General features: G+C 70.4%; 11 protein-coding genes. 5 read left to right on the top strand and 6 right to left on the bottom strand.

The genetic code is table 11. The features are described from left to right. Nucleotides 1–13 precede the first annotated feature (13 nt). Nucleotides 14–1,327, bottom strand: coding sequence for an MFS transporter (locus ACWCXB_RS29635; protein WP_450726818.1), 1,314 nt, complete (start codon nt 1,325–1,327; stop codon nt 14–16). Further along, nucleotides 1,324–1,962 (bottom strand): GntR family transcriptional regulator, encoded by a 639-nt coding sequence (locus ACWCXB_RS29630; RefSeq protein WP_450726817.1) that lies wholly within the window; start codon nt 1,960–1,962, stop codon nt 1,324–1,326. The genes ACWCXB_RS29635 and ACWCXB_RS29630 overlap by 4 nt, the downstream gene beginning before the upstream one ends. 238 nt (nt 1,963–2,200) lie before the next feature. Here ACWCXB_RS29630 and ACWCXB_RS29625 point away from each other — a divergent pair, with 238 nt between their 5' ends. Continuing rightward, nucleotides 2,201–3,124 (top strand): D-alanyl-D-alanine carboxypeptidase family protein, encoded by a 924-nt coding sequence (locus tag ACWCXB_RS29625; RefSeq protein ID WP_450726859.1) that lies wholly within the window; start codon nt 2,201–2,203, stop codon nt 3,122–3,124. 83 nt (nt 3,125–3,207) lie between these two features. Here ACWCXB_RS29625 and ACWCXB_RS29620 read toward each other — a convergent pair whose 3' ends face one another. Genes ACWCXB_RS29620 through pdhA form a run of 3 tightly spaced genes read right to left on the bottom strand, consistent with a single transcriptional unit; the run spans nt 3,208 to nt 6,799 of the window. After that, a complete protein-coding gene (locus ACWCXB_RS29620) occupies nt 3,208–4,638 on the bottom strand; it encodes a dihydrolipoamide acetyltransferase family protein (RefSeq protein WP_450726816.1) in 1,431 nt (476 codons plus the stop codon). A gap of 10 nt (nt 4,639–4,648) precedes the next feature. Further along, nucleotides 4,649–5,629, bottom strand: a complete 981-nt coding sequence (locus tag ACWCXB_RS29615) for an alpha-ketoacid dehydrogenase subunit beta (RefSeq protein ID WP_450726815.1) — start codon at nt 5,627–5,629, stop codon at nt 4,649–4,651. A gap of 3 nt (nt 5,630–5,632) precedes the next feature. Continuing rightward, nucleotides 5,633–6,799, bottom strand: a complete 1,167-nt coding sequence (gene pdhA / locus ACWCXB_RS29610) for a pyruvate dehydrogenase (acetyl-transferring) E1 component subunit alpha (RefSeq protein WP_450726814.1) — start codon at nt 6,797–6,799, stop codon at nt 5,633–5,635. A 326-nt stretch (nt 6,800–7,125) separates the two neighbouring features. Between pdhA and ACWCXB_RS29605 the strand changes: the two genes are divergently transcribed. The 3 genes from ACWCXB_RS29605 to ACWCXB_RS29595 all read left to right on the top strand — a co-directional run bounded on the left by ACWCXB_RS29605 (nt 7,126) and on the right by ACWCXB_RS29595 (nt 9,512). Next, nucleotides 7,126–7,788 (top strand): response regulator, encoded by a 663-nt coding sequence (locus ACWCXB_RS29605; RefSeq protein ID WP_450726813.1) that lies wholly within the window; start codon nt 7,126–7,128, stop codon nt 7,786–7,788. 230 nt (nt 7,789–8,018) lie between these two features. Next, entirely contained in the window at nt 8,019–8,456 is a 438-nt protein-coding gene (locus ACWCXB_RS29600) for a pyridoxamine 5'-phosphate oxidase family protein (RefSeq protein ID WP_450726812.1), read from the top strand. A gap of 15 nt (nt 8,457–8,471) precedes the next feature. Next, a complete protein-coding gene (locus tag ACWCXB_RS29595; RefSeq protein WP_450726811.1) occupies nt 8,472–9,512 on the top strand; it encodes a phosphotransferase in 1,041 nt (346 codons plus the stop codon). A gap of 15 nt (nt 9,513–9,527) precedes the next feature. Here ACWCXB_RS29595 and ACWCXB_RS29590 read toward each other — a convergent pair whose 3' ends face one another. Further along, nucleotides 9,528–11,075, bottom strand: coding sequence for a protein kinase domain-containing protein (locus ACWCXB_RS29590; RefSeq protein ID WP_450726810.1), 1,548 nt, complete (start codon nt 11,073–11,075; stop codon nt 9,528–9,530). Between the two features lie 309 nt (nt 11,076–11,384). Here ACWCXB_RS29590 and ACWCXB_RS29585 point away from each other — a divergent pair, with 309 nt between their 5' ends. Beyond that, nucleotides 11,385–13,037: a protein kinase domain-containing protein gene (locus tag ACWCXB_RS29585; RefSeq protein ID WP_450726809.1), complete on the top strand. Its 1,653-nt coding sequence runs from the start codon at nt 11,385–11,387 to the stop codon at nt 13,035–13,037. Nucleotides 13,038–13,082 lie beyond the last annotated feature (45 nt).

The raw sequence follows: 13,082 nt of genomic DNA, 5'->3' as shown, positions 1-13,082 counted from the left end.
CCGACGCGACCCGTCACACCGGTACGTGCACGGCCTCCACCCGGCTCGCCACCAGCCGTTCCCGCTCCCGCCGCGCCGTGCGCGATCGCAGCCGCAGGATCTGGATCACGCCCAGCGTCTCCAGCACGAAGACGGACGAGAACGCGATCCGGTAGTTGTCGCCGGTCGCGTCCAGGAGCACGCCCACGGCCAGGAGCGTCGTCATGGAGGCGACGAAACCGCCCATGTTCACGATCCCGGATGCCGTGCCCTGCCGTTCGGGCGGATTCGCGGGGCGGGCGAAGTCGAAGCCGATCATCGAGGCGGGCCCGCAGCTGCCGAGCACGGTGCACAGGGTGATCAGCAGCCACATGGGCGCCTGTTCACCGGGATACGCGATGGTGGCCCCCCACACCGCGGCGGTCAGCCCCACCGTGCCGAGTGCGAGCGGCGCCCTTGCCGCATGGTGCCGGGCGATGATCTGCCCGTAGACGAGACCCACGCCCATGTTCACGACCACCACCAGCGTGAGCAGCGCGCCCGCGGTCTCCCGCGACAGCCCCTGCGCCTCGACGAGGAACGGCAGCCCCCACAGGAGCAGGAACACCATGGCGGGGAACTGCGTGGTGAAGTGCACCCACAGGCCCAGCCGGGTGCCGGGCTCGCGCCAGGACTCGGCGATCTGCCTGCGGACGAAAGCGGCCCCGGCGTGCGTCGCCGGGGCGGGCTCGTGGCCCTCGGGGTGGTCCTTCAGAAAGAGCACCAGCAGGACGAGGACGACCGCGCCGGCCGCCGCGCTGCCGGCGAACGTCGCGGTCCAGCCGAGCCCGTGCAGCAGCCGCGCGATGAGGATGGTCGAGACGAGATTGCCCGCCATGCCGAACAGTGCGGCGATCTGGGCTATCAGCGGCCCGCGCCGCGCGGGGAACCAGCGCGAGCCGAGCCGCAGCACGCTGATGAAGGTCATTGCGTCACCGCAGCCGAGCAGCGCGCGGGAGGCGAGGGCCATGCCGTACGAGGGGGAGAGCGCGAAGCCGAGCTGTCCCACCGTGAAGAGGACGACGCCGAGGGTCAGGACCCTCTTGGTGCCGAGCCGGTCGACCATGAGGCCGACGGGTATCTGCATGCCCGCGTACACGAGCAGCTGGAGTATGGAGAAGGTGGAGAGGGCGGAGGCGTTGACGTCGAAGCGGTCGGCGGCGTCGAGGCCCGCGACGCCCAGCGACGTACGGAAGATGACGGCGACGAAGTAGACGGCGACGCCGATGCCCCAGACCGTGTAGGCACGGCGGCCGCCGGGTGGATCGCCGGGGAGGGACAGGGCGGAGGCGCCCGCGGAGGGGCTCATCGCTCCTCACCCCGCACCAGCAGCTTGACCCAGCTCAGGTGCTGCCGCACGCACACGGCGGCGCCCTGGGCGTCGCCCGCCCTGATCCGGTCGAGGATCTCGGCGTGCTCGATGATGTTCTTGGCGATCCGGTCGGGGTGCGAGTGCATCACCGCGACGCCCATCCTCAGCTGCCGGTCCCGCATCTGGTCATAGAGCCGGGAGAGGATCTGGTTGCCCGCGTTGCGGACGATCTCCGCGTGGAAGCTGCGGTCGGTGGCGGCGACGGCGGCGAGGTCACCGGCCTCGGCGCGCTGCTTCTGCTCCGCCAGCAGCTCCTCCAGCCGGGCGAGCAGCCGGGGCGGTGCCGGTACGGCCTTGCGTACGGCGAACTCCTCGACCAGCAGGCGGGTTTCGACGACGTCGGCGATCTCCTGCGCCGAGACGGCGAGCACCAGTGCGCCCTTCTTCGGGTAGAGCTTGAGCAGCCCTTCCATCTCCAGCTTCAGCAGGGCCTCGCGCACCGGGGTCCTGGACACGCCGACGGCCTCGGCGAGCTCGCCTTCGGTGAGGAGCGTTCCGCCCTCGTAACGGCGGTCGAGGACCGCCTGCTTGATGTGGGTGTAGACACGTTCGGCGGCGGGTGCGGCGGGCATGCGCACAGCTTAGATACAAGAGGGGTGCATCCAGAAACCACGTCCACGATGCAGGACGTGCGCGAGGGATCGGGGACGCGGGGCCGACACGGGAGGGGGTGAGGCGTGAAACGGGGGCGAGATGTGAGATGTGTGCGACATCCGTACATCCATGCGTCGGCCTCGTAGGTCTGACACGTCGACAGCCGACGTTTATCGCCATCTCGGAGCGTCCCATTTGAGAACCAAGAACAAGGTCGTGCGCAGGCTCGCCACGGCCACCCTCGCGGGCGGTCTGCTGCTGACGGCCTCCCCCCTGGCCTCACCCGCCCAGGCGGCCGTGCCGCTCCCGACCATCAGCGCCAAGGGCGCCTATCTGATGGACCAGGTGACGGGCAAGCCGATCTACGGCAAGGCCAAGGACGTGCGGCGCCCGATGGCCAGCACGACGAAGGTCATGACGGCCGCCGTGGTGCTCACCACCCCCGGCGTGGACCTCAACCGCAAGGTCACCATCAAGCAGGCCTACCGCGACTACATCGTCCGCGTCGGCGGGAGCACCGCCGACCTGCGCACCGGCGACAAGGTGACCGTCCGCCAGCTGCTGTACGGCCTGATGCTGCCGTCCGGCTGCGATGCCGCGTACGCCCTCGCCGACACCTTCGGCACCGGCACGACCACTGCCGCGCGCACCAAGTCGTTCATCGCGAAGATGAACGCCAAGGCCACCTCACTCGGCCTGGTGAACACGAAGTTCGACTCCTTCGACGGCGTCTCGACCACGGGGAACAACTACACGACCCCCCAGGACCTGGCGAAGATCGGCCGCTACGCGATGGGCAACGCCAACTTCCGCGCGGTCGTCAAGGCGACGTCGTACAGGACCACCGCGACGACCAGCACCGGCGGCACCCGCACGTACACCTGGTACAACACCAACAAAATGCTGGGCTCCTACAGCGGCGCCACGGGCGTCAAGACCGGCACCGGCTCGGTGGCGGGCCCGTGCCTCGTCTTCACCGCCGCACGCAACAGCAAGTACCTCATCGGAGTCGTTCTGGGCAGTACGAACGTCACCGAGCGCTACAACGACGCCGGCAAGCTGCTGGACTACGGCTTCGGCTCCAGCACCACCAGCACGATGCAGCTGCGGACTCTGCCGCAGGGCGCTCAGCAGGACTGACCGAGCGGCCGCTCGGCCGAGATGAACGAGGCGGCCCCGCAGGACAGTGACTGTCCTGCGGGGCCGCCTCGTCGAACGGGCCGTCAGGCCCAGGTGATCAGCCGCTTCGGCTGCTCCAGGATCGCAGCGATGTCCGCCAGGACCTTGGAGCCGAGCTCGCCGTCGACCAGCCTGTGGTCGAAGGACAGCGCCAGCGTGGTGACCTGACGGGGCTTCACCTTGCCCTTGTGGACCCACGGCTGGAGCTTGATCGCGCCGATCGCGAGGATCGCGGACTCGCCCGGGTTGAGGATCGGCGTACCGGTGTCGACGCCGAAGACGCCGACGTTGGTGATGGTCACCGTCCCGCCCTGCATGGCCGCGGGGGTCGTCCTGCCCTCGCGGGCCGTGGCGACCAGCTCGCCGAGGGACTCGGCCAGCTGCGGCAGGGTCTTGTCGTGCGCGTCCTTGATGTTCGGCACGATCAGACCGCGCGGGGTGGCGGCGGCGATGCCCAGGTTGACGTAGTGCTTGAGCACGATCTCCTGGTTCACCTCGTCCCACGTGGCGTTGACCTCGGGGTTCCGCTTGATCGCGACCAGCAGTGCCTTGGCGATGAGGAGCAGCGGGTTCACGCGGAGCCCCGCCATGTCCTTGTCGGCCTTGAGCTCCTCGACCAGCTTCATCGTGCGGGTGACGTCGACCGTGATGAACTCGGTGACGTGCGGCGCGGTGAAGGCGGAGCCGACCATCGCCTGCGCGGTGGCCTTCCGTACGCCCTTGACGGGGATACGGGTCTCGCGGGCGCCGCCCACGGCGACGGGCTCCGGAGCCGGTGCGGTCACCTGGGCAGGCACGGCGGCGGGTGCGGGGGCGGCGGCAGGGGCAGGAGCCACCGCCGCGTGGACGTCCTCGCGGGTGATGATCCCGTCTGGCCCGCTCGGCACGACCGTGGCGAGGTCCACGCCGAGGTCCTTGGCGAGCTTGCGCACCGGCGGCTTGGCGAGCGGCCGGTCGGTGACGGGGTTCGCGGCAGGGATCGCGATCCCGTGCCCGTTGAGCTCGGCCTGCACCGCGGCCTGCGCGGCCTTGGCCTGGGCCTGCTCGGGTACGGGCGAACCCTTGCGCGGGCGGCGCTTCGTGGAGGACTCGGCGACCCCGTACCCGACCAGCACCGGCTGGCGGCCCGCGGGCTTGGCCTCCGGCTCCGGCTCCGGCTCGGCGGCGGGAGCAGGGGCGGCTGCGGGGGCGGGGGCTTCGCCCGACCCCGGCGCCACGTCCACCGTGATGATCGCGGTGCCCACGTCCACCGTGGTGCCCTCGTCGAAGCGCAGCTCGTGCACCACGCCGTCGTACGGAATCGGCAGCTCCACCGCCGCCTTCGCCGTCTCGACCTCGCACACCACCTGACCGTCGGTCACGGTGTCGCCGGGCTGGACGTACCACTTGAGGATCTCGGCCTCGGTGAGTCCCTCGCCCACGTCGGGCATCTTGAACTCACGGAAACGAGCAGAAGCGTCTGTCATCGTCGTCACGACCCTCTCCTCAGTACGCCAGCGAGCGGTCGACGGCGTCGAGCACCCGGTCCAGTCCCGGAAGGTACTCCTCCTCCAGCCGGGCCGGCGGGTACGGGGCGTGGAAGCCGCCGACGCGCAGCACCGGCGCCTCCAGGTGGTAGAAGCACCGCTCGGTGATGCGGGCGGCGATCTCCGCGCCGGAGCCGTAGAAGACCGGGGCCTCGTGGACGACGACGAGCCGGCGGGTCTTCTCGACCGACTTCTGGACGGCGTCGAAGTCGATCGGGGACATCGAGCGCAGGTCCAGGACCTCCACCGACTTGCCCTCCTCCTGGGCGGCCGCTGCGGCCTCCAGGCAGACCTTCACCATGGGCCCGTAGGCGGCGAGCGTCACGTCGCTGCCGGTGCGGACGGTGCGGGCGGCGTGCAGCGGGTCCGGGATGGACTCGGTGTCGACCTCGCTCTTGTCCCAGTAGCGCCGCTTCGGCTCGAAGAAGATCACGGGGTCGTCGCTCTGGATGGCCTGCTGCAGCATCCAGTAGCCGTCGGACGCGTTCGACGGAGAGACCACCTTGAGGCCGGCCACGTGCGCGAAGAGCGCCTCGGGCGACTCGGAGTGGTGCTCGACCGCGCCGATGCCGCCGCCGTACGGGATACGGACGACGACCGGCAGCTTGATCTTGCCGAGCGCGCGGGCGTGCATCTTGGCGAGCTGGGTGACGATCTGGTCGTACGCGGGGAAGACGAAACCGTCGAACTGGATCTCGACGACCGGGCGGTAGCCGCGGAGCGCGAGACCGATCGCGGTGCCGACGATGCCGGACTCGGCGAGCGGGGTGTCGATGACCCGCTCCTCGCCGAAGTCCTTCTGGAGCCCGTCGGTGATCCGGAAGACTCCGCCGAGCTTGCCGACGTCCTCACCCATGATGAGGACCTTGGGGTCGGTGTCGAGTGCCTTGCGCAGCGACTCGTTGAGCGCCTTCGCGAGGGACATCTTCTCTACGGCCATGGCTTACTTGCCCTCCTGCGCCGGTGCGTCCGCGAACGACGCCTGGTAGGCGGCGAACTGCGCGCGCTCCTCGTCGACGAGGGCGTGCCCGTCGGCGTAGACATTGTCGAAGATCGCCATGTGGTCCGGGTCGGGCATGGCGCGGACGGCCTCGCGCACGCGCTTGGCGAGCGCGTCGCTCTCCTCGTCGAGGGCGGTGAAGAACGCCTCGTCGGCGTGGCCCTCGTTCTCCAGGTACGTGCGCAGACGCAGGATCGGGTCCTTGGCCTCCCAGGCCTGGCGCTCCTCGTCGTGCCGGTACTTGGTCGGGTCGTCCGAGGTGGTGTGGGCACCCATCCGGTACGTGAAGGCCTCGACCAGCGTCGGGCCCTCACCGCGGCGTGCGCGCTCCAGCGCGGACCGGGTCACGGCGAGACAGGCGAGCACGTCGTTGCCGTCGACGCGGACACCGGGGAAGCCGAAGCCCTGTGCGCGCTGGTAGAGCGGCACCCGGGTCTGGCGCTCGGTGGGCTCGGAGATCGCCCACTGGTTGTTCTGGCAGAAGAACACGACCGGGGCGTTGTAGACCGCGGAGAAGGTGAAGGACTCGGCGACATCGCCCTGGCTGGAGGCGCCGTCACCGAAGTACGCGATCACCGCGGAGTCGGCGCCGTCCTTGGCGACACCCATCGCGTAGCCGGTCGCGTGCAGCGTCTGCGAGCCGATCACGATCGTGTACAGGTGGAAATTGTTGCTGTTCGGGTCCCAGCCACCGTGGTTCACACCACGGAACATCCCCAGCAGATTCGTCGGGTCGACCCCGCGGCACCAGGCGACTCCGTGCTCCCGGTAGGTCGGGAAGACGTAGTCGTCGTCGCGCAGGGCCCGTCCCGAGCCGATCTGGGCGGCCTCCTGGCCGAGCAGCGAGGCCCACAGGCCCAGCTCGCCCTGGCGCTGGAGGGCGGTGGCCTCAGCGTCGAAACGACGCGTCAGGACCATGTCCCGGTAGAGCCCGCGCAGCTCCTCGGGGCTCAGGTCGATGTCGTAGTCCGGGTGCTCGACCCGCTCACCCTCGGGCGTCAGCAGCTGTACGAGCTGGGGCTCGGAAGTCTGCGGCTTCTTCGCGGCGCTGGCGCTGGCGCGCTTACTGCTGCGGCGCGGTTTGCGCGCGGCAGTGCTCTCCACGGTCACGTGCGTGCTCCTCCGTCTGTCCGGCCCCCGGGGTCCGCCGGGAGACCAGTGCGGCTCGCCTGTATCCGTACCCGTGCACGGGGTGGGTGCCGCTCGGCCGGGAACAGGCGTGACAGGTGCCCCGGCGAGCGCCCTGCCAAAGGCACGTTACCCAGTGGGCCGCATTACTGCGAAACCCCATTTGACCTGCGATTTTGCTTGGATTTCCAAGTAAATCGAGAAAAGCGGGAACAACCACTGGTCACAGCCTTGCGGGCCGCCGGAACAGGGGCACGTTATCCCGCTCACCCCGGGCACGGGAAGAGTGAGTATGTGAGACTGTTTTAGTGGGCGACGAGGGAAAAATCACGGTATTCCTGGTTGACGACCACGAGGTCGTTCGGCGTGGCGTCCATGAGCTGCTGTCGGTCGAGGACGACATCGAGGTCGTCGGGGAGGCCGGGACGGCGGCGGACGCCCTGGTCAGGATTCCGGCCGTCCGTCCCGACGTGGCCGTGCTGGACGTACGTCTTCCGGACGGCAGCGGGGTGGAGGTGTGCCGTGAGGTCCGTTCCCGCAACGATGACATCAAATGCCTGATGCTGACGTCGTACGCCGACGACGAGGCCCTTTTCGACGCGATCATGGCCGGGGCCTCCGGTTACGTCCTCAAGGCGATCCGCGGCACCGAGCTCCTGACGGCGGTACGGGACGTTGCGGCGGGCAAATCGCTGCTGGACCCGGCGGCCACCGCGCGCGTCCTGGAGCGGCTGCGGGACGGCAACACCCCCAAGGGGGACGAGAAGCTCGCGAGCCTGACCGATCAGGAACGCAGGATCCTGGACCTGATAGGGGAGGGACTGACGAACCGGGCGATCGGCGAGCGGCTGCACCTCGCCGAGAAGACCATCAAGAACTACGTCTCCAGCCTGCTCGCCAAGCTGGGCATGGAGCGGCGCTCGCAGGCCGCGGCGTACGTGGCGAGGATGCAGGCGGAGCGACAGCGCTGAGGGGGCGCGGCTGACGGGGCACGGCTGAGGTGGTGCGGCTGAGGGTGGTGCGGCTGAGGGTGGTGCGCTGCTGTAGGCGCGCGGCTCGGGGTGCGCCCCTGAAAGGTGCTGTTGCTGAAGTGCGCCGCTGAAGTGCGGCGGCTGAACGTCCGTTTCAGGACCTACGTCCCTCCGGGGCCGGGCCGGGTGGCCCTTTTCCCGGGCACGACCAGCGGCCGATCGTGGAGTTCATGCCCTCCGAAGACCCCTGTCCCACCGACGAACTGCGCACCGTCGAGCTGCTCTCCCGGGTGTCGTACGGACGGCTGGCGACCAACCTGCACGCGATGCCCGTCGTCGCACCGGCCCGCCACGTCGTCTCGGACAGGCACGTCCTGCTGCGCGTCCACGCCGGCCTCGGATTCCACCAGACGTGCGGCGGCAGCGTGGTGGCCTACGGCGCGGACAACCTCAACTCGGGAGCGGCCGCCCTCTGGTCGGTCCAGTTCACCGGTACCGCGGAGGTCGTCACGCCGACAGCGGCCGAGATGGAGAGCTTCGGTGACGCCGGGCCTCGCCGCGTCAACGGGGAGCCCTTCGATCCGGTGTATCTGCGCATCGAGCCCCGGTTCGCCTCGGTGCACGAGTTGGACTATTCCGAAGAGCGACCTGAGCGACACGCTGCGTGATCTATCATCTGGCAAGTGCCGCGCTCATCTGCTACTGCCCGACCTCCGCTGGGTGAACTGCTGCGCCGGTACGAGAGCCCCGGCGAGCCCCTCTCCTGCGAGCCCGTCACCCAGGGCCTCCTCAACCGCGGCTACCGCCTCGCCACCACCCGCGGCGCCTACTTCCTCAAGCACCATCTGGACGCGCCGACCGCCGACCGCGACACCATCGTCCGCCAGCACCGCGCCACCCAGCGCCTCCAGTCCCTGGGCGTCCCTGTGGCCCCGCCCGTCCAGGACACGGCGGGCGACACCGTCGCGGTCATCGGCGGCCGCTGCTACGCCCTGCACCCCTGGGTGGACGGCCGGCACCGGGTCGGCGCCCAGCTGACCACCGCCGAGTCCCGGCGCCTCGGCGCGCTGCTGGGCCTGGTGCACACCGCACTGGAGCGGGTGATGGAGACCGGCCACAGCAGCGGGGGCAACGGCGAACACGGCCGCGACGAGCACCGCAGCGCCGACCCGGACGAGACCTTCGCGCTGATCGACGAGCTGCTGGATCTCGCCCGCGCCCACCGTCCCCGGGACGCCTTCGACGCCCTCGCCGAGCACCGGCTGCTGGAGCGCCGCGCCCTGCTGGAGCGGCACGCGCACCGCCGCCCTCCCCCGGGCGCCGCCGGCGGCTGGGTGCACGGCGACTTCCACCCGCTGAACCTCCTCTACCAGGGCGCCGAGCCCGCCGCGATCGTCGACTGGGACCGGCTGGGGGTACAGCCTCGCGCCGAGGAGGCCGTACGGGCCGCGGCGATCTTTTTCGTACGACCGGCGGGCGAGCTGGAGCTGACGAAGGTACGGGCGTACGCGCGCGCCTACCGGCGGGCGGCCGGGGCGGACCGCGCGGAGCTGGCCGCCGCGGTGCACCGGGTGTGGTGGGAGCGGCTCAACGACTTCTGGATACTGCGCTGGCGCTACCAGCTGCACGACCGCAGGGCCGACCCGCAGTTTCCTGCGGCGTCGGCCCTGGCGGTGTGGTGGACACGGGAGTACGAGGCGGTGTGCGAGGCCTTCGCGGGGTGAGCGAGGGGGTCAGCGCTAGGGGGTGCCGCCGTTCGCGCCCGCGGTGGTGCCGCCGACAGTCGTGCCACCGTCCGCCGCCGGGTCCGTGGGCGGGTCCGTCGGCGGGTCCGTCGGCGGGTCCGTCGGGGTGTCCGTCGGGTCGTCGGTCGGGGTGTCCGTCGGGTCGTCCGTCGGGTCGTCCGGCGGGGTCTCCGGCGCGGACGGAGTGTTCTCCGTCGGGGTGTCGGACGGCGTCCAGGGCTCCTGGTTGCCTCCCGTGGACTGCTCCGGCTGCTCGCTCTCCTCGTCCTCCGTCTCCGGCGGCGCCGAGGACGGCTCCGCCGACGTGCTGGGAGTGTTGGAGACGGTTGTCCGGTCGCCCGGGTTCTTGCCGGAGTCGGCCGCGCGGTCCAGCGCGAAGGCCACACCCGCGGCGATCGCGATCACCGCGAGGACGACGAACAGCAGCACCTTGCCGCGGCCACCGCCCCGGCCGGCGGCGCCTGCGCCGATGTACGCCCCGTCGTCGGGGTTCCGCGGCGGCAGGAGCGGGCCCTGCGAGGTGTCCCCGTGGGGCGGGTGCCCCATCGCGGTCGTCGCGGTCATGCCCATCGCCGGGGTGTGGCCGCCCTCGTGCATCTCGACCGGGCCCGTGTTCCACGTACCCGTGTGGCTGCCCTGCTGCTGGAGCATCTGCAGCCCGTACTGCACCAGGCCGCGCATCTCCTCGGCGCTCTGGAACCGGTCGTCCGGGTCCTTCGCGAGCGCCCGGATGACGAGCCCGTCCAGCTCGGGCGGCGCCACGTCCGAGGCCTCGGACGGCGGCACGGGGGCGTCCTGGACGTGCTGATAGACGACGGAGAGCGGGGTCTCACCGGTGAACGGCGGACGCAGCGCGAGCAGTTCGTACAGCAGACAGCCCGTGGCGTACAGGTCCGAGCGGTGGTCGACCGCCTTGCCGAGCGCCTGCTCGGGGGAGAGGTACTGCGGCGTGCCCATGACCATGCCGGTCTGGGTCATCGTCGTCGACGCGCCGTGCAGGGCGCGGGCGATGCCGAAGTCCATCACCTTCACGGCGCCGCTGTGGGTGATGATGACGTTCGCGGGCTTGATGTCGCGGTGCACGATGCCGTGCTGGTGCGAGTACGCGAGTGCTTCGAGGACGCCGGAGACGATGATCAGCGCCTGCTCGGGCGGCGGCGCCTCGGCGTCGATGAGGAGGTCGCGGATGGTGCGGCCCTCGACCAGCTCCATGACGATGTAGGGCACGGACTGGCCGTTCGCGACGTCCTCGCCGGAGTCGTACACGGCCACGATGGCGTGGTGGTTGAGTCCGGCGACCGACTGCGCCTCGCGCGTGAAGCGGGCCTTGGACACGGGGTCCTCGGCGAGGTCGGCGCGCAGCAGCTTGACGGCGACGGTGCGGCCGAGCCGTACGTCCTCCGCCGCGAACACCTCGGCCATGCCGCCGCGTCCGAGGCGGTGCGTCAGGCGGTACCGCCCGTCGCCGACGAGTCCGCCGACGCCCCAGGATTCCGCAGCATCCCAGACTCCGCCGCCACTTGCTTCGGGTTCGGGTGCCATCAGTCCTCGCCGTCGTATCTTTGCCGGGCCGAGCGCTCGCGCGGTCGGTGTTCCTCGGGTGCCTTGGTGCTCTGCCACGTCACGCTACAGGCTCCGCGCGGCGGCCCGGTTCGAGATGGACCGGCCATCAAACCCGTTGCCGCTGCGCCCATGCAAATTCCATGAGTTTCCTGTAACGCTTGCGAGACGCTTCTTGTGCGTACGGTCACGGAACGGGCACCCGGCTTGACGTGTCCGTGCCCTGGGGCAGACTTGGCCCGTAAATCCGGATCATCGCGGGCACGCCAGCGCGCGTAGGGGGAGCACGACATGAGCCAGGACGGGGCACACGGCGGCGGCCGTTACGCGGGCGGTTCGGTCGCCGGCGGCCGGTACCAGCTTCGCGACCTGCTCGGCGAAGGCGGTATGGCCTCGGTCTATCTGGCCTACGACAGCGCGCTGGACCGCCAGGTCGCCATCAAGACGCTCCACACCGAGCTCGGTCGCGAGCAGTCCTTCCGCGAGCGCTTCCGGCGCGAGGCGCAGGCCGTCGCCAAGCTGTCCCACACCAACATCGTGTCGGTCTTCGACACGGGTGAGGACGAGCTCGACGGTTCCCTGATGCCGTACATCGTCATGGAGTACGTGGAGGGCAATCCGCTCGGTTCGGTCCTGAACGCCGACATCCAGCAGCACGGCGCGATGCCCGCCGACAAGGCGCTCAAGGTGACCGCGGATGTGCTGGCGGCGCTGGAGACCAGCCATGAAATGGGCCTGGTCCACCGGGACATCAAGCCCGGCAACGTGATGATGACCAAGCGCGGCGTCGTCAAGGTCATGGACTTCGGTATCGCACGCGCCATGCAGTCGGGCGTCACGTCGATGACGCAGACCGGCATGGTCGTCGGTACTCCGCAGTATCTGTCGCCCGAACAGGCGTTGGGGCGCGGTGTCGACGCCCGCTCCGACCTGTACTCGGTCGGCATCATGCTCTTCCAGCTGCTGACGGGCCGGCTGCCGTTCGACGCGGACTCGCCGCTGGCCATCGCCTACGCGCATGTGCAGGAGGAGCCGGTCGCTCCGTCCTCCATCAACCGCGCGGTGACTCCGGCGATGGACGCGCTGGTCGCCCGGGCGCTGAAGAAGAACCCGAACGAGCGTTTCCCGAATGCGGCCGCGATGCGCGACGAGTGCATGCGCGTCGCCGGCGCGGGGCAGACGGGTGCGCCGGTGATCGTCGCCGGGGGGCCGGTCAGCAGCGGCGCGGGCGTCGGCTCGGCGGTCTTCCCGCCGGTGGACCAGGCGACGCCGGCCCCGCCGAGCGTTCACCAGCCGTACCAGCCGGGGCCGGTTTCGGGTCCGGTTCCAGGGCCGGTTCCGGGACCGTACGGGCATCCGACACCGGCCCCGGCGCCCGCACCGGCTCCGACGTACGGGTACCCGCATCAGGCCCCGCCGCCGGCCCCGGTGTACCAGTCGACGACTCCGCCTCCGTACACCATCTCGCCGCAGCAGACGGGCGGTTCGACGGGCGGCGGTGGCGGCAGCCGGAACATGCCGGTGATCGTGGGCTCGGCCGTGGTGGCGCTGCTGGCGATCGGCGGTCTGATCGCCGTCCTGAACCTGGGCGGCAAGGACGACCCGGGCGCGGGCGGCACCACCTCGGGCGCGAGTGGGACGCCGGCGGCGGAGCACAAGCCGCCGGAGCGCAACCGGACGATGGACAAGGAGGAGTGCACGGATGCCTCCGAGGACAGCGACGATCCGAAGAAGGTCCAGGCTCCGAGCTTCGTCTACAAGGACCTGATCTCCGTCAAGCAGTGCATCCAGGCGGCGGGCTGGCAGATCAAGGAAACCCGGGTGGACAACCCTCAGTACGCGGAGGACCAGGTCATCGAGCAGTTCCCGACCGAGGGCACGGCCGTGGTGCCCGGGAACCAGACGTTCGAGCTGAAGATCGCCACCGGAGACCCGGGGCAGTAGTCACCTCTTCGGTCACCTTCTTCTCGGTCACCTCCTTCGGTCACC

Source organism: Streptomyces sp. NPDC001514 (assembly GCF_053597075.1).
This window is presented reverse-complemented; position numbering and strand designations above follow the sequence as displayed.